The organism is Proteus sp. GOKU (assembly GCF_015475555.1).
GTDB lineage: Bacteria > Pseudomonadota > Gammaproteobacteria > Enterobacterales > Enterobacteriaceae > Proteus > Proteus mirabilis_B.
Map to the genome: position 1 here is coordinate 4,031,351 of NZ_CP034105.1, position 21,937 is coordinate 4,053,287.

Sequence of the window (21,937 nt, forward strand, 5' to 3'; positions counted from 1 at the left end):
CATCAATAGATATGGATATCATTTATGGAAACACACAATTACCAGATTGGTATTGAAATTAACACTCATCATATCAATGCAGTTTTGGTATTTCAGCAGAATAAACAATGGAAGATCGGTGCATTTTGGCAATTCCCTTTACCTCTTAATGACGATTTAAATGGCACAAAATTAAGAAAAATCCTAATAGATTGGCGTAAAAAATTGCCCTCTATTAATAATGTTACGCTTTCGCTACCTGATATTTATGAAAACTATCAAATTATTCCACTGCCTCATGCTATTTCCCTTACATCAGCAGCATGTTATCGGTTAGCGCAACTACGAGCCACATCTTACACACAAAATACGAAAATCCCTGTTAATTTTGATTATCGACAAAATAAAGGGAAACTCGCTATTCATCTGTGCCATAAAACGATTTTAGATAAGTATATTGACTTATTTTCTCTAATAAACTTAACAATAACTGCGATTGATATCCCTGCATGTGCACTACGCTATTTAGCCTCTCACCTTGATATTTCACCTCAAAATCCACTTTTTTACTGTAAAAACAAAACGCTATTTTGGGTATCATCTGATGAAAACATGCCCCATTACGGCACGCTCTCTTATGAAAACCAACAAGAACAGCAAGCCTGTATTGACCAGTTAATAGAAAAATATCATTGGCCATTAGAGCAGTGTTATTTAACAGGTGATAATGAGAAATATTTTAGTCAGTTAATGCCTGTTTGGCCCAATCTTTCCCATGATTTATTTAAAACAACGCCAAATAAAGATCTCATTCCGCTTGTTGCATTGGGTTTGGCATTACGCCCTGAAGAGGTGTTATGTATCAAGTAAATTACCTACCTTGGCGGCACAGGTTATTTAGACAAAAAGCATGGTTATGGCTTTCTCAAACGCTATCATTAGTCGCAATCACTTTCGTGATTTGTAGCTATTACACTTACCATCTAACACAAAAGCGAACACACATAACAGCGCAACAACGTCAAACACAACAACAAGAAGATTTATTACTAAAACAGCTCGATATATATCAAGAACAAAGAAAGCAGACACTTTTACGCTATCAACACTATTCACTCTATTATCAAAACTGGCTGCGCTATTTACATTACATTCGCTTCTTTCGTGCTATCGAAACGCATCTTCCTTCAGCAGGTTGGATTAGCCACTATGATGAAGCCGATAATCAACGCTCACTGCACCTTACTCTCCCCAATACACAATCACTCTCCTTTATTACCAATCTTAAAAGTCACCCTGTTTTAGCCTCTTTAACGTTGAGCTATTTACAACAAAGCAAAGCTGATCCGTCTTATACAGAAGTACATTTAAACGGAAAATCAGAAGAGCTAGATCGAGAGTACGAAAATGAAGAAGATGAGGGAAGCCAATGAGAATAAATGCACAATGGTTGTTATTTATTGCGTTTTTACCTAAGTGGAAACTCACTTTACTGAGCTTAATTATACCTTTTATTGCCTTTCTATTTTATTACCTCTTTATCTACACAGATTACCAGCAAGAGATAACTCAACAATACATAGAAATGGCTCAAAGACTACAGCGCATTAATCACCATCAAAGTACGTTAGAGACAATACCTTCTATTAATTCACTGATCACACAGCAAATAGAGTATGACATTCCATTAAATAACTCACCAGTTAGTGAGCAATTACAACGCTTATTGATGACTTATCACTTTATACCGGAGATTTGGGAAGTCATGCCTAACTCTTTATATAAACTTACTTTTACTTTGTCTTACTCACAGTTTTTAACGCTATTGGAATACCTTAATCAAACGAGCTTAGCGCTTATTTCTCTGAATATTGTTCCAATAGAAACCCATTTAATTTCAGTACAAATGAGCCTGACAGAGCTAAGTTATCCTAGCGCAATACAGGGTGATATATCATGAAGATAGGAATTTTAATTGTCATCTTATTTATGGCAACTGCCATTTGGGCTCATACCAGAGATCCCTTCTTTCCTGAGAATATCGAAGATGAAAAAATATCATCCACATTTATTGAAGAGCGAACATCAACCACAGAGCAGCCTGAAGAATTACATCATCAGCTTTATTCTTTAAATTATGCTGATGCTGAGAAATTAGGTGAACAACTAAGTAATCATACCATTCCATTACTTAGTCAGCAGGGGCGCATTATTGTAGATAGTGAATCAAACAGTCTTTCTATAGTTGATAATAGTAAGACACTGTCTGAAATTGAGGATTGGTTAAAATTACGGGATACTCCCCAACAACAAGTTCATATCACCGCACATATTGTGAGTAGCAGTCAGGATGCTTTAAATGAATTAGGCACTCAGTGGGGATTACAAGCCTTAAAAACACAAACTGAAGCCGCATCTACAATACCTAATGCTATTCCAACAACCTCTTCACTTAATTCAACGTTATCGACCCCTTCACTTTCTGCTTTATCACTCCATCAAAACACCAAAAATCCCCTTCACTATATTGCATTTAATATTGCCAGAATTAATGGGCGTCTATTAGAGCTTGAATTAAGCGCGTTAGAGCAAGAAAAACAGTTATCTATTATTGCAAGTCCACGGCTAACGACTGCTCATGAAAAAACAGCATCCATCAAACAAGGAACGGAGATCCCCTATGTCAGCCGAGATAATGAAATGACACGAGTTCAATTTAAAGAGGCTGTCTTGGGTATGGAAGTAACCCCCATGATCCAAAGAAATAAAAAGATAAGATTAATACTTAAAATTAGTCAAAACACACCGGGTATTGCACTTGTTCAAGGTGGAAGTGAACATCTATCTATCGATAAACAAGAGATCAGCACAGAAGTGACTATTCGTGATGGAGAAACCATTATGTTAGGCGGTATATTTCAGCAAAAACAACAAGAACACACGGCAAAGATCCCTTTCTTATCCTCTATTCCATTACTAGGCGTACTTTTCAGTCATAAAAGAGATCAACACAGCCGCCATGAATTGGTTATTTTTATTACACCCAAATTAATCTAATTTTTTATGCAATAAATACTTTTATTATAAAATACAAAGCACTATATGTTTTTTACTAGGATTAAACTGAGAGTTATTCATTGTTTTTTCTTATAATCAGTATTTATAGATTTGACGATGAGGACGATTTAGCTTACAAGGGTTAGCTAATTTGAGTGAGCCTGAAACATCACAATAAAAATACGGATACATTTTATGCACTTCCTCTATTCTTGGAGGTAGGGCTTTTTATATGTAATATTGATCGATTGATGACGAAAAAGACAATATTATCAGATGCGGTTTTCCGACTAAATTGTGTTAGAATCTCCGCGTTGCCAACAAAGATAATTACTTTTTTTAGTAGTTTTTGTTATGTACTGTGGGCAAAGGGATTTTTATCCTATGTTGTCGCTTATGACAGCATGTGGTTATTTTATAGCGATCTACTGAAAGAACTCAGTCTTATTATGAGAGTAGATAACAAATGTTATCAGGTGTGAATTAGATAAACACTCATAAATTTCAGTTTAGGTCCCGTCGCTGAATGAATTTGGCGGGGCGGGTTATCATTAACGAATATCTTAGTAATACCAAAAACATGGCAGAGAAACGTAATATCTTTCTGGTTGGGCCTATGGGTGCCGGCAAAAGCACTATTGGTCGTCAGTTAGCTCAACAACTTAGTATGGAGTTTTATGATTCCGATCAGGAAATTGAGCGGCGTACAGGTGCGGATGTAGGTTGGGTATTTGATGTTGAAGGCGAAGAAGGCTTCCGTCAACGAGAAGAGAAAATAATCAACGAACTCACTGAAAAACAAGGCATTGTACTTGCAACAGGTGGTGGTTCGGTGAAATCGCGAGAAACCCGTAACAGACTATCTGCACGTGGTGTGGTTGTTTATTTAGAAACCAATATTGAAAAACAACTCGCTCGTACCCAACGTGATAAAAAACGTCCTTTATTGCAAGGTGTTGAACCTGTGCGCGATGTCCTAGAGACATTAGCTGAAGAACGTAATCCTCTTTATGAAGAGATTGCTGACATCACTATTCATACTGATGATCAGAGTGCAAAAATTGTAGCCAATCAAATAATTGAATTATTAGAACAAAACTAATAAATTCAGCTATTTATAAGGTTAAGTAAAGACAATAAGAAGAAGGCCACTGTTATGGAAAAAATCACTGTCACATTAGGTGAAAGAAGCTATCCCATTACCATTGCTTCTGGCCTTTTTCATCAAGAAGATACCTTTTTACCTTTAAAATCAGGGCAGCAAGTTATGATAGTCACAAACGTGACACTTGCTCCACTCTATTTAGAAAAGGTAACAGACACCTTAAAAAAACAAGGTGTTTTGGTTGATAGCGTGATTTTACCTGACGGTGAACAATATAAATCGCTTGAGATCATGAATGATGTCTTTACTGCATTATTAGAAAAAAATCACAATCGAGATACAACACTTATCGCATTAGGTGGTGGTGTTATTGGTGATCTAACCGGTTTTGCCGCAGCAAGCTATCAACGTGGTGTTCGCTTTATCCAAGTACCAACAACACTATTGTCACAAGTTGACTCTTCTGTTGGTGGAAAAACCGCAGTTAATCACCCTCTTGGCAAAAACATGATTGGTGCGTTTTATCAGCCCGCTTCTGTTGTTATCGATCTCGATTGTCTTGCCACATTACCGCCTCGTGAACTTTCATCGGGTTTAGCTGAAGTTATTAAATATGGCATCATTTTAGATAAAGACTTTTTTATCTGGCTTGAAAATAATATTGATAAACTCTTGGCTCTTGATCCTAAAGCTATGGCTTTTTGTATCCGTCGTTGCTGCGAGCTAAAAGCTGACGTCGTTGCTGCTGATGAAAAAGAAACAAGTGGTTTACGCGCACTACTCAACCTTGGCCATACTTATGGACACGCCATTGAAGCTCATATGGGATATGGTGTTTGGTTGCATGGTGAAGCCGTTGCTGCAGGTATGGTAATGGCGGCAAGAACATCTCAAGCGCTTGATCAATTCACTGAAGAAGAGACTCAACGTGTTATTCAATTGCTTGAGAAAGCTAATCTCCCCGTCAACGGTCCTATTGAAATGACACCTGATGACTATTTGCCTCATATGATGAGAGACAAAAAGGTATCTGGTGGCAAATTACACCTAGTTTTACCAAAAGGTATCGGTCAATCCGAATTACGTGCCGATATTACTCGCGAACAAGTCCGCAAAGCGATAACATCTTGCATTAATGCAAATTAAGCTCCCCATTACCTGACAAGAAACAAACCAGAATATTCATTTAAGGAAAATTCTGGTTAATATTGTCAAATGCAACGTTTCAGAAAAAGCGTTTCATCCTTATACTATGAGGTAATGGCTAAGGCTGAATAGAATATTTTTCGCTTTTTGACGCTCTGACGGAGGGCATAATGGACGAGTTCAAACCTGACAATGAAACCAAGGGTGATAATTCACTCAAACCTGATACATCGGATAGACCTGAACGTCGAACCAACCGACCTCGTAGCAATCCATTAAAAAACGCACGATTCTCTGTATCCCGTCAACAGATGATGATTGGTGTAGGTGTTTTAGTCCTTATTCTGCTAATTATCGCAATAAGTTCAGCATTAAAATCACCAGAAACAACTGAACCTACCTCTCCGACCAATACAGAAAGAAATATCGATCTGTCTCAGCAACCGTCATCCGTTACGCCTTCAGAAAATGATCAGCCATCAACACCTCAATCTATTTCTGGGCAAGATATACAGCCTGCGACACCACCTTCACAAAATTTACCGCCAATGATTGATTCGCAAGGTCAACGTGTTGAGATCCCTGGAGATATCGTTGATTCATTAAATCAACAACAAGCGGGCATAAATCAAGCGACTAGCCAGCAATTAAATGCACAACAACCAAAACCAGTACAACCTGTTACACAGCCACCCGCTACCAAACCTGTACAAAAACCGGCTGAAGTAAAAACACCACCGACAAAACCGGTAACACCACCAGCAACAACACAACCTAAACCTACAACAACTAAACCTGTTGTTTCAGGCTCATTATCAGCAGGTAATTTAAGTGCTATTCCTGCTACTAACTATACGTTGCAATTAAGTGGTGCAAGTCGCCAAGATACCTTAGAGGCTTTCGCTAAAAAGAACCTCAATGGAAACTACGCTATTTACAAAACACAGCGTAACGGTAACCCATGGTATGTACTCATCTATGGAAATTATCGTAATATAAGCGAAGCCAAACAGGCCGTTTCTTCTTTACCAGCGCCAGTGCAAGCAAAACAACCTTGGGTTAGACCGATGAAACATGTTCATCAGGATCTAAAAAAATAATTAAGACGAAGTTCACCGCTGATATGCTGTCTGAAACAGAGTACAATCGGCGACTCTGAAACGATTGAGAAATTTGGACGGCATGAAAAAAAAACGCGCATTCCTAAAATGGGCTGGTGGTAAATATCCTTTGGTAGATGACATTAAACGTCATCTGCCCGAGGGTAATTGTTTAATTGAACCTTTTATGGGTGCCGGTTCTGTTTTTTTGAATACAGAATACGATTCATATATTCTTGCCGATATAAATAGTGATCTAATTCATCTCTATAATACGGTAAAGCAACATCCTGAAAAATTTATGAAGGATGCCCGCTTATTATTTACCCCTCAAATGAATATCGCAGAAGAGTTTTATCAACTACGACAAGACTTTAATCGTTCAACGGACGCTTATCAGCGTAGTGTGTTATTTCTCTATCTTAACCGTCATTGCTACAACGGGCTGTGTCGTTATAATTCAAAAGGCGAATACAACGTCCCTTTTGGTCGTTATAAAAAACCTTATTTTCCTGAAGCCGAGCTAATTTGGTTTTCTGAAAAAGCCCAAAAAGCCGAATTTGTTTGCCAAAGCTATTCATCAACTATGACAAATGCAAAAAAAGGCGCCGTCGTTTATTGCGATCCTCCTTATGCACCATTATCACCGACTGCAAATTTCACGTCATACCATACAAATAGCTTTAGTTTTCAAGAGCAGGAACATCTGGCTCAACTTGCCTCAATGCTGGCTTACGAGAGACAGATACCCGTGTTAATATCAAATCATGAGACTGCGTTAACAAAAGAGTGGTATGTAGACGCAAAAGAGCTACACAGTGTGAAAGTCAGAAGAACAATCAGTAGCAACACACTCGGTCGTAGCAAAGTGAACGAATTACTTGCCTTATATAAATAATCGTTAACACCTCCCGACAATGGGAGTGTTGTCTGGAGAATGCGATGAAAGATTTTCTGATTGCCCCTTCTATTTTATCCGCTGATTTTGCTCGCCTTGGTGAAGATACTGAAAAAGTGCTCGCAGCGGGTGCTGATGTTGTCCACTTCGATGTCATGGATAACCACTATGTTCCTAATCTGACATTTGGTGCGCCAATTTGTAAGGCTCTACGTAACTACGGCATTACAGCACCTATTGATGTTCATCTAATGGTTAAACCTGTTGACCGTATCATCCCTGATTTTGCAAACGCGGGTGCAACTTATATCTCATTTCACGCTGAAGCCAGTGACCACGTCGATCGTACTATTCAATTAATTAAAGATTGTGGTTGTAAAGCAGGTTTAGTGCTTAATCCAGCAACCCCATTAAACTATCTCGACTATGTTATGGATAAATTGGATCTTATTCTGCTGATGTCTGTTAACCCAGGCTTTGGTGGACAATCATTTATTCCTAATACCCTCGATAAATTACGCCAAGTTCGTAAGATGATTGACGATGGTGGTTATGACATTCGTTTAGAAATTGATGGCGGTGTCAAAGTCGATAATATTGCTGAAATTGCGCAAGCTGGCGCTGATATGTTCGTTGCTGGCTCTGCTATTTTCAATCAGCCAGACTATAAGCATGTTATCGACAATATGCGCCGTGAATTAGAAAAGGTATCGTAATGACAGATAAAAAACTCAAAGGTATCCGTGCTATCGCCTTTGATCTTGATGGCACTCTCACCGACAGCGCTGTCGGTCTTACCGAAGCAACAGACTACGCATTAAAAGCAAAAGGTTTCCCTCCAGCTGGCAAACATAATGTCACTATCTGGGTTGGAAACGGCGTGGATATGCTACTAACACGCGCTTTACACAATGCAGGTGTCGAGGATGTGACTGATACCTTATTAAAAGAGATGCGTGATCTTTTTGATCAACATTATGCAACCTCAGTCAAAACAGGCAGTGATTTATTCCCTCATGTTAAAGAAACCCTTGAAGTATTAGCTTCACACAATATTCCTCTGGGTATCGTGACAAACAAACCAACACCATTTATTGCACCATTACTACAACAGCTGGAAATTGAAAAATATTTTTCCTTAGTGTTAGGTGGCGATGATGTGAAAGAAAAAAAACCGCATCCAGCACCATTATATTTAACAATGGGCACGTTTGGTGTTAAAAAGGAAGAACTCCTTTTTGTTGGGGATTCTCGCAACGATATTATTGCAGCACAAGCGGCTGAGTGCCCTTGCGTAGGTTTAACCTACGGCTATAACTACGGCGTATCTATTGCAGACAGCAAACCTGATTTTACTCTCGATAATTTTGCTGACTTGCTCTCTATCCTCGATATCACGCCAATGACAACTGTGGAACAGAATTAAAATGACGACTTCAGTAGAAAAAACGGCACAAAAGCCAATTGTATTCAGTGGTGCACAACCTTCTGGTGAATTAACTATCGGAAACTATATGGGTGCACTGCGTCAATGGGTACAAATGCAAGATGACTATGATTGCATTTACTGTATCGTTGACCAACACGCCATTACAGTACGCCAAGATCCTAAAGAGCTAAGAAAAAGAACCTTAGATACACTGGCTCTGTATCTTGCTTGTGGTATTGATCCAGAAAAAAGCACTATTTTTGTTCAGTCACATGTTCCACAACATGCACAATTAAGCTGGGCACTTAACTGCTATACCTATTTTGGTGAATTGAGCCGAATGACTCAATTTAAAGATAAATCAGCTCGTCACTCTGAAAACATCAACGCAGGGTTATTCGATTATCCTGTATTAATGGCAGCGGATATTCTGATTTATCAAACAAACCAAGTACCTGTTGGTATCGACCAAAAACAACATCTTGAATTAAGCCGTGATATTGCTCAGCGCTTTAACGCTATTTATGGCGATATCTTCACCGTACCAGATCCTTTTATTCCAAAAGGCGGTGCTCGTGTAATGGCATTACAAGATCCGACTAAAAAAATGTCTAAGTCTGATGATAACCGTAATAACGTTATCGCATTGCTGGAAGATCCAAAAGCAGCAGCTAAAAAGATCAAACGTGCAATGACAGACTCAGAAGAGCCACCTCGCGTTATTTACGATCTTGAAAACAAAGCAGGTGTCTCTAACTTACTCGATATTTTAGCGGGTGTTACAGGTAAAACGATCCCTGAATTAGAAGCTGAATTTGAAGGCCAAATGTACGGTCATCTAAAAGGTGCTGTCGCTGATGCAGTATCTGAAATGCTAACCAACATTCAAGAGCGTTTTAACACTTTCCGTAATGATGAAGCACTGCTCAATAAAATCATGAAAGAAGGTGCTGATAAAGCCAAAGCTCGCGCTCAAGCAACCTTAGATAAGGTTTATGACGCAATCGGATTTATTGCACATCCATAATTTTTCGTTAATACATAAAAAACACCTCGCCTATTTTTAGGGAGGTGTTTTTTTTAGTAAAGAGGGATTATTGGGTTCTTAATACCACAAGCGTACGCATATCTCGCTAAGGTATCTACACTCGCTTTAGTAATATTATTTTCTATTCTGGTAATTACTGGTGGTGTTACACCCATTCGCTCAGCAACTTGTGCTTTTGTCAGATTATCGCGTTTTCGCCATTGGGCCAATGTGTCTCTCAATTTTTCCTTGCGCGTTTCATCATCCCAAGCCACACGATATTCTTCATCTTCCATCATCTCATTATGTAATTCTTTATGACTTCTCAATTTCATTGAGCACCTCCATCAATCGTTTTTAGGCGATCTCAATCTCTTTCTTTGATATTTTTTGTGTTTTCTTAATAAAGACACGAAGCATAATAATTGTATTTCTTTTATGGTATATCCATATGCCTCTAGCAATATCAGTACCCATAGTACGGATCTCGAAAAGACCATCCCCTAAATATTTTGTATCAGGCTCTCTTAATAAACGAGCATCGTGCTCTATCTTAGTAATAAGTTTATCGTATTTAACTCGTATTTGAAGAGGTAACTCTAATACTTCATTCCAAGCATTTGGGTGGTATAAAATCTCAAACACAAGCTTTTCCTTAACTTAAAATTAGCCTACAAGCTAATTTTTATTAATAATAATATTAATTATCAATAAGTTAACTATTTACTCTTTAAATAACCGTCGATTAAAACTCTCAATAGTTTGATTTTGCAGTCTTAACTGCATAGTCTTGCTCCAACTTGCTGATAATCCGGCAGCACTTAATAAACGATGATAAAGCTCTTCATCAAATGGCATATGAAAAGCAATCGAAATCGCTTCTTTAACAGAGACATCACTGTTTCTTGAAACCAAGACAAGCGGATGATGACTACCTGTTTCACCTGTACTCACAACACGATACAACCAACCACAATAACCACTATCTTGCATAATTTGCGAAAAGTTACTGACTTCAGTCACTGTGTTAAGTTTGTAGCAAGGAGAGCGAGGTTGAGTCACTTGAATTAATGCTGTTCCCCACTGATAAATATCACCAATAAAGACATTCTCTTCTGTCATACCTGTTGTTGAGATATTTTCACCAAATGCAGAGGCATGAAAAAAGTCTGTCAATTGTGGGAATTGCTCAGCCCAATAAAGATAATGCTCTTTAGGATAGTGACAAAGTGCGCGATCAGGGCCACCGTGAAAACTCTTTTCTGCTTGCTCATCACCTTCTAATCCCAGTGATGTTAATTTGATATGGCCATCCACCAGCCTTTTGGTGATCGCACTGGTAAATCCATTAGATGTTGTTGTGACATTACCGATAAAAACACTAGGAAAATAACGCATAGCTCACTACCTAAACAGAAAAGAATAACTCATAGTAAAGATAGTGTTCAAAAGAAACAATGCCGACAAATGTCGGCATTGAAAATATAAAAGAGAAAGGAAGCTATCTACTCAATTATGCTTTGCTCTGAAAACGCTTTTGCGCTTCATCCCAGTTAACCACCGACCAGAACGCTTTAATATAATCAGGGCGACGATTTTGATATTTTAAGTAGTAAGCATGCTCCCACACATCTAACCCTACAATTGGGTAACCAGATGCGCCAGCTAACTCTTCACCCATTAATGGGCTATCTTGGTTTGCTGTAGAAACTACCGCAAGTTTGCCATCGTCTTTTAATACTAACCAAGCCCAACCAGAACCAAAACGGCTAGCAGCTGCTTTTTCAAATAACTCTTTAAAGGCATCAACACTACCAAAATCACGTTCAATCGCGTCTTTTAGTGAACCTTGTAATTGAGTGCCTAGCTTCAGACCTTTCCAGAATAATGAGTGGTTAGAGTGACCACCTGCGTTATTACGTAAAAAAGTACGTTGATCGGCAGGCACTTTATGAAGATTTTTAACTAACTCATCAATCTCTAAGCCAGCAAGCTCAGGTAACTTTTCTAATGCGGTGTTGGTATTATTCACATAAGTTTGATGATGCTTAGTATGGTGAATTTCCATTGTACGCTCATCAAAGTGAGGCTCTAATGCATCATAAGCATAAGGCAGTGCAGGTAATGTATAGCTCATATTAATCTCCAGTGCTGTTTTATCTTGGATCACACCATGTGATTTATCTTTTCATTTCATTATAGTGAAAAAAACGTTAATGAAAATCATTATCATATCCATATTATTTTTGTGGTTTTTTTATCCAGCACGGTTAAATTAATTTTCACAGTATATTATTTTAATTTAAAAGCGTTCTATTAAACGATGATCCTATTAAACAAGAAAATAGTAGATAAATAATGCCTAGCTAGCTTTAGCACTAATTGAACATTCCATGAAAAGCATTTCCATTAATTCGTGATCTTCTGCGCAAAAAAGAAACAATCTTTATTCGCCCTCTTTTGTTAACGACTTTTTGACATAGTATTAACAACAGTGAGGAGAACTATTATGACAAAAATAAACCAACATCATATTCCTGCAAGCATTGCAGAACACGCCCTGATCAATAAAGAGCAATACCAAAAAGATTATGAATTATCCATCAAAAACCCAGAGGCCTTTTGGGCAGATAAAGGGAAAATCATTGACTGGATAAAACCATATACTGTGGTAAAGAATACTTCTTTTGACCCAGGCCATGTACGCATTCGCTGGTTTGAAGATGGTCAGCTAAATATCAGTCAAAACTGTCTTGATCGCCACCTTAAAACACGAGGAGATCAAGTCGCCATTATTTGGGAAGGCGACTCACCGAATGAGTCGAAAAAAATCACTTACCGACAACTCCATCAAGATGTTTGCCAGTTCGCTAACGTATTAAAAAACTTAGGTATTAAAAAAGGCGATGTTGTGGCGATTTATATGCCGATGGTGCCAGAAGCCGCGGTTGCTATGCTCGCTTGTACTCGTATTGGAGCTATCCATTCTGTCATTTTTGGCGGTTTCTCTCCTGAAGCTGTTGCAGGTCGGATCATCGATTCAAAAGCTAAATTAGTGATCACAGCTGATGAAGGATTACGTGCGGGTCGCGCTATCCCGTTAAAGAAAAATGTTGATGATGCTTTAAATCATGCCGATATCCCTCCTATTAATCATGTAGTGGTATTTCGTCGAACAGGACATACCGAACAATGGATTGAAGGACGTGATGTTTGGTGGGATGAAATCATTCAAGGTGTCAGCACAGAATGTGATGTTGAAGTTATGGACGCGGAAGATCCTCTCTTTATTCTGTATACCTCTGGCTCAACAGGTAAACCTAAAGGTGTACTGCACACAACTGGGGGCTATCTCGTTTATGCATCAATGACCTTTAAATACACCTTTGATTATCACGAAGGCGATATTTATTGGTGTACCGCTGATGTGGGTTGGGTAACAGGACACAGCTACTTACTGTATGGTCCTCTTTCAAATGGTGCCACTACCGTTATGTTTGAAGGTGTTCCTAATTATCCATCGGTTAACCGTATGGCCCAAGTTGTTGATAAGCACCAAATCAATATCTTATACACTGCACCTACCGCAATCCGTGCATTAATGGCTGAGGGTGATAAAGCGATTGAAGGTACTCGACGTACTTCTCTGCGTATTCTAGGCTCTGTAGGTGAACCTATTAACCCTGAAGCATGGGAATGGTTCTATCAGAAGATGGGGCGTAGCCAATGTCCTATTGTTGATACATGGTGGCAAACAGAAACCGGTGGTTTCATGATAACGCCATTGCCGGGTGCTATGGACCTAAAACCGGGTTCAGCAACACGTCCTTTCTTCGGTGTTCAGCCAGCAATTGTCGATAATATGGGAGAAGTACAACAAGGGGCTTGCGAAGGCAACTTAGTGATTACTGATTCTTGGCCGGGTCAAGCAAGAACACTTTTTGGTGATCATGAGCGTTTTGAACAAACTTACTTCTCAACCTTTAAAGGTATGTATTTCTCTGGTGATGGTGCTCGCCGTGATGAAGATGGTGACTATTGGATAACAGGACGTGTTGATGATGTCTTGAATATTTCAGGTCACCGTTTAGGAACAGCAGAGATTGAATCCGCTCTTGTTGCACACCCTAAAATTGCAGAAGCCGCAGTAGTTGGTATTCCTCACAATATTAAAGGGCAAGCTATTTATGCTTATGTCACTTTAAATCACGGTGAAGAGCCAACACCTGAACTTTACACTGAAGTTCGCAACTGGGTACGTAAAGAAATAGGACCAATAGCCACACCAGATATCCTACATTGGACAGATTCCTTACCCAAAACACGATCAGGGAAAATTATGCGTCGTATCTTGCGTAAAATTGCCTCTGGCGACACAACTAACCTCGGGGATACCTCAACACTCGCTGATCCGGGTGTTGTAGAGAAACTGTTAGAAGAAAAACAGTCTCTATCACTCACTGCTTAACACACAACAAATAGCTGTCATTTAAAAAACGTAATACGACAAAGCAAAGGCATGAAAATGTCTTTGCTGGGCTCTCTTACCTAAAAATCATGAAATGCGGGGGATTGAAGCCTCTAAATCAAGTGATAAACCAAACAATTATATAGAGGAGAACTCTGATGAATGCCAATATTTATCAAGAGATAGAAAACAACCCTCGCTTTAAAGAACTGGTTAATAAACGTAGTCGTTTTTCATGGACACTTTCAATTATTACGCTCGTTATGTATGTCTCATTTATCTTACTTATAGCGTTCTATCCACAATGGTTAGGTACGCCACTGTATGAAGGAAGCTACATTACTCGAGGTATTCCTATTGGTATGGGCTTAATCATCGCCTCATTTTTATTAACAGGCATTTACGTTATTAAAGCCAATACAGAGTTCGACAAACTTACCGCTGAAATTATTGAAGAGGTAGAAAAATGAGAAAGTTACTCTATGCAATAAGCTTATTTTTCCTCTCCTCAACGGTTGCTTACGCTACCGCAATAACAGAAGGAGGTGAGAAACAACCTATGAATATTCAGGCCATTATAATGTTCCTAATATTCGTAGGATTAACACTTTACATCACTTATTGGGCTTCTAAACGTACCCGCTCTCGTGCTGATTACTATACTGCTGGCGGGAAAATTACGGGTTTTCAAAACGGAATGGCTATCGCCGGTGACTTTATGTCTGCCGCATCCTTTTTAGGGATCTCTGCACTAGTTTATACCTCGGGTTATGATGGACTTATCTATTCAATTGGATTTCTAGTCGGTTGGCCTATCATTCTTTTTATCATTGCTGAACGCTTACGTAATTTAGGGCGTTATACCTTTGCTGATGTTGTTTCTTATCGCTTAAGCCCTAAACCCGTTAGAACACTTTCAGCTGTTGGATCACTAGTTGTTGTTGCACTTTATCTGATTGCACAAATGGTAGGTGCCGGAAAATTAATCGAACTCCTTTTCGGCTTAAATTATCATATTGCCGTTGTACTCGTCGGTATTCTAATGGTGCTATATGTTCTATTCGGGGGCATGCTAGCCACCACATGGGTTCAAATCATTAAAGCCATTTTATTACTTGCAGGTGCAAGTTTTATGGCTGTTATGGTTATGAAAGCTGTCGATTTTAATTTCAACACCTTATTTAAAGAAGCCGTTAGTGTTCACTCAAAAGGGTTCTCTATCATGAGCCCTGGTGGTTTGGTTTCTGATCCTATATCTGCTCTCTCTTTAGGTCTTGCACTTATGTTTGGTACGGCGGGACTTCCTCATATCATCATGCGCTTCTTTACTGTTAGCGATGCAAAAGAAGCCCGTAAGAGTGTTTTCTATGCAACAGGTTTTATCGGTTATTTCTATATCCTTACTTTTATCATTGGTTTCGGCGCTATCTTACTCGTTAGCCCTAATCCTGTGTTCAAAGATGCCGCTGGTGCTTTGATTGGTGGAACCAATATGGCGGCAGTTCACTTAGCCGATGCTGTTGGCGGTAATTTCTTCTTAGGCTTTATTTCAGCCGTTGCCTTCGCCACTATCTTAGCTGTTGTTGCAGGACTAACTCTAGCGGGTGCATCTGCGGTATCACATGATCTCTACGCCAATGTAATTAAAAATGGTCATGCCGATGAAAGACAAGAGCTAAAAGTATCTAAAATTACTGTCGTTATCTTAGGCATCGTCGCTATCGGTTTAGGTATTTTATTTGAAAAGCAAAATATCGCCTTTATGGTGGGATTAGCTTTCTCTATTGCGGCAAGCTGTAACTTCCCAATCATATTGTTATCTATGTATTGGAAAGGGCTTACAACACGAGGTGCTGTGGCGGGAGGATGGTCTGGTTTATTAGTAGCGGTCACATTAATGATTTTAGGACCAACAATTTGGGTGAGTATTTTAGGCCATGAAAAACCTATCTACCCTTATGAATATCCAGCATTATTCTCAATAATTATTGCTTTTGTTGTCTCGTGGCTTTTCTCTATTACAGATAAATCATCTTTAGGTGAGCAAGAGAAAGCAAAATTCCAAGCACAGTTTATTCGTTCTCAAATTGGCTTAGGCATTGAACAAGGTAAACAACACTAACAGCTTGAAATAATGTTATCTTTCTAAATAAAAGTAACCCCAAAGTGATTTTTAACTTTGGGGTTATTCATTTTCAACATTTTCATCAATCATCATAAAAATCTCGATGATATTTCTATTATCTACTTATTTAGAATAATTTTAAGCTTTAACTACATATCTATACGATTATTTAAATAACTTATTATTAGTTATTTCATTATTATAAATAGAAAGATAAATTAAATTAAAATCAATAAATTACAAACAAAAACAAACACAACTTATTTGCTATATCGCTTATTAATAAACTCAAAAAGCCCAAAATAGTGAGGAATAGCCATAATAATAGCAATTTCAGACACACTTCAGCCAAACAAGGCTTGTATTGTCAAAAAGTAAATGGTTAACTTTTTATTCTACATAAGAAGAGGTGGTAGTTTTTAAATAGATTATGTCTCGGTTAACTCATTACGCACTTTTATTTTTCTTATCTATCGTACCTGCAATATTGGGTGGTTCAACGCTGTATATAGAACAAAAAATCTATATTGTTCTTATTGGTTGGCTACTTATGCTGATGTGTAGTGGTATTTATCGTTCTGTTTTTGGAAAAGTAATAACCTTCATTATTAGTGCATTATGGGCTTTAAACCTTTCTATTTCTCTGTTTTTTTATCGTGAACACGATATTGCTTTTTCATCATCTATTGCTGAAACTTTTATTAATACTAACGGCAGTGAAACTGTCGGTATGCTTTCTTATAATAAGTACTATGTCTTATTTTATCTATGTGCTTTTGCCATTTACTATTTTCTCATCCATAAAGCGGCTCGAGTCTCTGATCTAAAAACAACAAAAAAAAGTGTGATTGCATTTGTTATATTAATCGCCATTATTCCAATATATAAAAACTTAGCATTAAGAAACGATAACAAAAGTAAATTACTTGCAGAATATACTCTTCTAAATACCCCTTTTTATAATGCCGCAGCACTTGTCCGAACCTTTCATGAAAATCGCCAAATTAGAAAAATTGCTGCTCAGAAAGTTGAGTATCAATATAATAAAAACAGTGATAATACAGAAATCTATATTCTTATCCTTGGTGAGTCAGTTCGCAGAGATCATCTAGGAATTTATGGCTATCAGCATGATACAACACCTAACCTAATGAAAGAAAAGAATAATCTTATTCTATTCAATCAAGTTTATTCTCCCGCACCAGTAACTATTCTCTCTGTACCCATTTCACTCTCAAATATAGGGTTGGAGCAGTTACAGGATAAAAATCATTATGCTGATAATATTGTTTCTCTCGCTAATCACGCCGGATTTAAAACATATTGGCTAAGTAACCAAGGTGAAGGCAATCAAAAGACCAGTGTTATTTCTGTTATTGCTAATATGGCTCAAAATAAAAAGTGGAATGAGTTTATCGGATATGATGAAGAGCTACTTCCTTATTTAGATCAGGCTCTCAATGAGCCATCTGCACAGAAAAAACTCATCATCTTACATACATATGGTAGCCACGAACCGGCTTGTAATCGATTTCCGAATCAATATTTAAAGAAATTCACACAAGAAGATGATGATAACTGCTATGACAGCTCTATCGCTTATACAGATAAATTAATTAATGACATTATTGAGAGAGTCAAAGATAAGCCAGCTTCTATTCTCTACTTTGCAGATCACGCTTTACAGCGTCTCGATAAAAATAGAGAGATCCGTTATCATCATGGTGTAAATACACCACGAAAAGAAGCTTATGATATACCCCTATTTATTTGGTATAGCCCATCATCTATTAAACCTATTATTAATGATGATGCAGTAAATAAGCCTTATTCAACAGTAAATAACTATTGGCTGTTAAGTAGCTGGCTTGGGATAGAACATAACTCACCAAAACAATGCCATTCACCATTAAATGAATGCTATCAGCCTAAATCATCCATAACTGTTATTGATGGGAATAAAAACCTCTTAAACTATGATTTATTAAGTTCAGAAGAGCAGGAACCACAATAATATCCTCGTCAAAAATATCTAAATACGAAATACACTTAATAATAAAAAGTGTATTTATATCCTCATTATCTATTTCTAATAAGATCTGTCTGAGATAACCAGAGCTAAAAGATATCAAATTAAGTGATGTTAGAAGAGAATAATCGTGCCAATAGAGTGCCAGGAATAGGGTTCAACAGCGTTAAGAGTGGCTCTTTTATAGAGGAATATAACAACAGTTTTAGCTTTATTTATTCTCTATAGCATGATTTTGCTTACGATGTTGCAGGAGCAGCGGCGGGTTCATTACTTTATCAGCAATTAAAATAGTTTTTTATTCAGAGTAGCTAAAACCCCAAACGTAAAAAAGCCAACCCATTGGGTTGGCTTTCTCGTCTTATTTAATGCCTGGCAGTTCCCTACTCTCACATGGGGAGACCCCACACTACCATCGGCGCTACAACGTTTCACTTCTGAGTTCGGCATGGATTCAGGTGGGTCCGCTGCGCTATGGCCGCCAAGCAAATTCGGTTTTATTACCCGTTACTTCGATTTCTCGTCATAACCAGCAATATTCAATCTTAAACAAGCTTACTTCATCTACTGTTTGTCTCTCAGACAAAACACCTTCGGTGTTGTCAGGTTAAGCCTCACGGTTCATTAGTACTGGTTAGCTCAACGTATCGCTACGCTTACACACCCAGCCTATCAACGTCTTAGTCTTAAACGTTCCTTTAGGTCACTCAAGGTGACAGGGAAGACTCATCTCGAGGCAAGTTTCCCGCTTAGATGCTTTCAGCGGTTATCTCTTCCGCACTTAGCTACCGGGCAATGCCATTGGCATGACAACCCGAACACCAGTGGTGCGTTCACTCCGGTCCTCTCGTACTAGGAGCAACCCCTCTCAATCTTCCAACGCCCACGGCAGATAGGGACCGAACTGTCTCACGACGTTCTAAACCCAGCTCGCGTACCACTTTAAATGGCGAACAGCCATACCCTTGGGACCTACTTCAGCCCCAGGATGTGATGAGCCGACATCGAGGTGCCAAACACCGCCGTCGATATGAACTCTTGGGCGGTATCAGCCTGTTATCCCCGGAGTACCTTTTATCCGTTGAGCGATGGCCCTTCCATTCAGAACCACCGGATCACTAAGACCTACTTTCGTACCTGCTCGAGCCGTCACTCTCACAGTCAAGCTGGCTTATGCCTTTGCACTAACCGCATGATGTCCGACCATGCTTAGCCAACCTTCGTGCTCCTCCGTTACTCTTTAGGAGGAGACCGCCCCAGTCAAACTACCCACCAGACACGGTCCCCGATCCAGATTATGGACCTAGGTTAGAACATCAAACGTTAAAGGGTGGTATTTCAAGGTTGACTCCATGCAGACTGGCGTCCACACTTCATAGTCTCCCACCTATCCTACACATCAAGGCTCAATGTTCAGTGTCAAGCTATAGTAAAGGTTCACGGGGTCTTTCCGTCTTGCCGCGGGTACACTGCATCTTCACAGCGAGTTCAATTTCACTGAGTCTCGGGTGGAGACAGCCTGGCCATCATTACGCCATTCGTGCAGGTCGGAACTTACCCGACAAGGAATTTCGCTACCTTAGGACCGTTATAGTTACGGCCGCCGTTTACTGGGGCTTCGATCAAGAGCTTCTCCTTACGGATAACCCCATCAATTAACCTTCCAGCACCGGGCAGGCGTCACACCGTATACGTCCACTTTCGTGTTTGCACAGTGCTGTGTTTTTAATAAACAGTTGCAGCCAGCTGGTATCTTCGACTGGCTTCGGCTCCGTCCGCAAGGGACTTCACTTACCGCCAGCGTGCCTTCTCCCGAAGTTACGGCACCATTTTGCCTAGTTCCTTCACCCGAGTTCTCTCAAGCGCCTGAGTATTCTCTACCTGACCACCTGTGTCGGTTTGGGGTACGATTGTTGGTAACCTGAAGCTTAGAGGCTTTTCCTGGAAGCAGGGCATCAATTGCTTCACCACCTTAGTGGCTCGTCATCACACCTCAGCATTAAGTGACCGGATTTGCCTAATCACTCTGCCTACATGCTTGAACCGGGACGACCGTCGCCCGGACAACCTAGCCTTCTCCGTTCCCCCATCGCAGTTACCACCAGTACGGGAATATTAACCCGTTTCCCATCGACTACGCTTTTCAGCCTCGCCTTAGGGGTCGACTCACCCTGCCCCGATTAACGTTGGACAGGAACCCTTGGTCTTCCGGCGTGCGGGTTTTTCACCCGCATTATCGTTACTTATGTCAGCATTCGCACTTCTGATACCTCCAGCATACCTCACAGTACACCTTCGCAGGCTTACAGAACGCTCCCCTACCCAACAACACATAGTGTCGCTGCCGCAGCTTCGGTGCATGGTTTAGCCCCGTTACATCTTCCGCGCGGGCCGACTCGACCAGTGAGCTATTACGCTTTCTTTAAATGATGGCTGCTTCTAAGCCAACATCCTGGCTGTCTGAGCCTTCCCACTTCGTTTCCCACTTAACCATGACTTTGGGACCTTAGCTGGCGGTCTGGGTTGTTTCCCTCTTCACGACGGACGTTAGCACCCGCCGTGTGTCTCCCGTGATAACATTCTTCGGTATTCGCAGTTTGCATCGAGTTGGTAAGTCGGGATGACCCCCTAGTCGAAACAGTGCTCTACCCCCGAAGATGAGTTCACGAGGCGCTACCTAAATAGCTTTCGGGGAGAACCAGCTATCTCCCGGTTTGATTGGCCTTTCACCCCCATCCACAAGTCATCCGCTAATTTTTCAACATTAGTCGGTTCGGTCCTCCAGTTAGTGTTACCCAACCTTCAACCTGCCCATGGATAGATCACCGGGTTTCGGGTCTATACCCTGCAACTCATTCGCCCAGTTAAGACTCGGTTTCCCTACGGCTCCCCTATACGGTTAACCTTGCTACAGAATATAAGTCGCTGACCCATTATACAAAAGGTACGCAGTCACCCCATAAAGAGGCTCCTACTGCTTGTACGTACACGGTTTCAGGTTCTTTTTCACTCCCCTCGCCGGGGTTCTTTTCGCCTTTCCCTCACGGTACTGGTTCACTATCGGTCAATCAGGAGTATTTAGCCTTGGAGGATGGTCCCCCCATGTTCAGACAGGATAACACGTGTCCCGCCCTACTCGTCGAGTTCACAATAACAGCATCTTCGGATACGGGGCTATCACCCTTTACTGCCGGACTTTCCAGACCGTTCTCCTGATGCTGCTATTGATTAAGACTCTGGGCTGTTCCCCGTTCGCTCGCCGCTACTAGGGGAATCTCGGTTGATTTCTTTTCCTCGGGGTACTGAGATGTTTCAGTTCTCCCGGTTCGCTTCATGACGCTATGTATTCACGTCATGATAATATCCATTGGATATTGGGTTTCCCCATTCGGAAATCGTCGGGTATAACGGTTCATATCACCTTACCGACGCTTATCGCAGATTAGCACGTCCTTCATCGCCTCTGATTGCCTAGGCATCCACCGTGTACGCTTATTCGCTTAACCTCACAACCCGAAGATGTTTCTCTCGAAGACCAATGTCTTGAGTTCACACTTCAAGGTCTGAGATTTTG

The 21,937-nt window shown here is 39.9% G+C and carries 19 protein-coding genes and 2 rRNA genes; 15 read left to right on the top strand and 6 right to left on the bottom strand.

Annotated elements, in window-relative coordinates; genetic code table 11:
• The first annotated feature begins 24 nt into the window (after positions 1–24).
• From EHE21_RS18390 to trpS, 11 genes are all read left to right on the top strand, one after another.
• A complete protein-coding gene (locus EHE21_RS18390) occupies positions 25–849 on the top strand; it encodes a hypothetical protein (protein WP_194951486.1) in 825 nt (274 codons plus the stop codon).
• Entirely contained in the window at positions 837–1,412 is a 576-nt protein-coding gene (locus tag EHE21_RS18395) for a fimbrial assembly protein (RefSeq protein WP_194951487.1), read from the top strand. The genes EHE21_RS18390 and EHE21_RS18395 overlap by 13 nt, the downstream gene beginning before the upstream one ends.
• On the top strand, positions 1,409–1,939 hold the full coding sequence (locus EHE21_RS18400) for a hypothetical protein (protein WP_194951488.1): 531 nt from the start codon (positions 1,409–1,411) through the stop codon (positions 1,937–1,939). Before EHE21_RS18395 ends, EHE21_RS18400 begins: the two co-directional genes overlap by 4 nt.
• Positions 1,936–3,036, top strand: a complete 1,101-nt coding sequence (gene pilQ / locus EHE21_RS18405; RefSeq protein WP_194951489.1) for a type IV pilus secretin PilQ — start codon at positions 1,936–1,938, stop codon at positions 3,034–3,036. The genes EHE21_RS18400 and pilQ overlap by 4 nt, the downstream gene beginning before the upstream one ends.
• Positions 3,037–3,616: 580 nt before the next feature.
• A complete protein-coding gene (aroK, locus tag EHE21_RS18410; protein ID WP_036914409.1) occupies positions 3,617–4,138 on the top strand; it encodes a shikimate kinase AroK in 522 nt (173 codons plus the stop codon).
• Positions 4,139–4,192: 54 nt separating this feature from the next.
• On the top strand, positions 4,193–5,287 hold the full coding sequence (aroB, locus tag EHE21_RS18415; RefSeq protein WP_194951490.1) for a 3-dehydroquinate synthase: 1,095 nt from the start codon (positions 4,193–4,195) through the stop codon (positions 5,285–5,287).
• Positions 5,288–5,457: 170 nt separating this feature from the next.
• On the top strand, positions 5,458–6,387 hold the full coding sequence (locus tag EHE21_RS18420) for an SPOR domain-containing protein (RefSeq protein WP_194951491.1): 930 nt from the start codon (positions 5,458–5,460) through the stop codon (positions 6,385–6,387).
• 82 nt (positions 6,388–6,469) lie between these two features.
• On the top strand, positions 6,470–7,285 hold the full coding sequence (gene dam / locus EHE21_RS18425) for an adenine-specific DNA-methyltransferase (protein WP_194951492.1): 816 nt from the start codon (positions 6,470–6,472) through the stop codon (positions 7,283–7,285).
• A gap of 44 nt (positions 7,286–7,329) precedes the next feature.
• Entirely contained in the window at positions 7,330–8,001 is a 672-nt protein-coding gene (rpe, locus tag EHE21_RS18430) for a ribulose-phosphate 3-epimerase (RefSeq protein WP_099076132.1), read from the top strand.
• A complete protein-coding gene (locus EHE21_RS18435; RefSeq protein WP_194951493.1) occupies positions 8,001–8,711 on the top strand; it encodes a phosphoglycolate phosphatase in 711 nt (236 codons plus the stop codon). Before rpe ends, EHE21_RS18435 begins: the two co-directional genes overlap by 1 nt.
• Position 8,712: 1 nt before the next feature.
• Positions 8,713–9,741, top strand: coding sequence for a tryptophan--tRNA ligase (trpS, locus tag EHE21_RS18440; RefSeq protein WP_075672602.1), 1,029 nt, complete (start codon positions 8,713–8,715; stop codon positions 9,739–9,741).
• 53 nt (positions 9,742–9,794) lie between these two features.
• Here trpS and EHE21_RS18445 read toward each other — a convergent pair whose 3' ends face one another.
• The 4 genes from EHE21_RS18445 to sodA form a co-directional block, all read right to left on the bottom strand.
• The gene (locus tag EHE21_RS18445; protein ID WP_088494199.1) at positions 9,795–10,076 is read right to left on the bottom strand and encodes a helix-turn-helix domain-containing protein; all 282 of its coding nucleotides are present in this window, start codon (positions 10,074–10,076) and stop codon (positions 9,795–9,797) included.
• A gap of 22 nt (positions 10,077–10,098) precedes the next feature.
• Positions 10,099–10,386 (bottom strand): type II toxin-antitoxin system RelE/ParE family toxin, encoded by a 288-nt coding sequence (locus EHE21_RS18450; RefSeq protein ID WP_194951494.1) that lies wholly within the window; start codon positions 10,384–10,386, stop codon positions 10,099–10,101.
• A gap of 78 nt (positions 10,387–10,464) precedes the next feature.
• Complete coding sequence (gene yiiM / locus EHE21_RS18455) at positions 10,465–11,139, bottom strand: 6-hydroxyaminopurine reductase (RefSeq protein WP_194951495.1); 675 nt, start codon at positions 11,137–11,139, stop codon at positions 10,465–10,467.
• Positions 11,140–11,254: 115 nt separating this feature from the next.
• Positions 11,255–11,878, bottom strand: coding sequence for a superoxide dismutase [Mn] (sodA, locus tag EHE21_RS18460; RefSeq protein ID WP_075672604.1), 624 nt, complete (start codon positions 11,876–11,878; stop codon positions 11,255–11,257).
• Positions 11,879–12,250: 372 nt separating this feature from the next.
• Between sodA and acs the strand changes: the two genes are divergently transcribed.
• The 4 genes from acs to EHE21_RS18480 all read left to right on the top strand — a co-directional run bounded on the left by acs (position 12,251) and on the right by EHE21_RS18480 (position 18,348).
• Positions 12,251–14,209: an acetate--CoA ligase gene (gene acs, locus EHE21_RS18465; RefSeq protein WP_194951496.1), complete on the top strand. Its 1,959-nt coding sequence runs from the start codon at positions 12,251–12,253 to the stop codon at positions 14,207–14,209.
• A gap of 158 nt (positions 14,210–14,367) precedes the next feature.
• Positions 14,368–14,679, top strand: coding sequence for a DUF485 domain-containing protein (locus tag EHE21_RS18470; protein ID WP_088494195.1), 312 nt, complete (start codon positions 14,368–14,370; stop codon positions 14,677–14,679).
• Entirely contained in the window at positions 14,676–16,331 is a 1,656-nt protein-coding gene (locus EHE21_RS18475) for a cation acetate symporter (RefSeq protein ID WP_194951497.1), read from the top strand. Before EHE21_RS18470 ends, EHE21_RS18475 begins: the two co-directional genes overlap by 4 nt.
• 433 nt (positions 16,332–16,764) lie before the next feature.
• A complete protein-coding gene (locus tag EHE21_RS18480) occupies positions 16,765–18,348 on the top strand; it encodes a phosphoethanolamine transferase (RefSeq protein WP_194951498.1) in 1,584 nt (527 codons plus the stop codon).
• Positions 18,349–18,733: 385 nt separating this feature from the next.
• Here EHE21_RS18480 and rrf read toward each other — a convergent pair.
• Both rrf and EHE21_RS18490 read right to left on the bottom strand, forming a co-directional pair.
• Positions 18,734–18,849: ribosomal RNA gene (gene rrf, locus EHE21_RS18485) — 5S ribosomal RNA — on the bottom strand.
• A 117-nt stretch (positions 18,850–18,966) separates the two neighbouring features.
• Positions 18,967–21,869 (bottom strand): 23S ribosomal RNA (locus EHE21_RS18490).
• Positions 21,870–21,937: the final 68 nt, after the last annotated feature.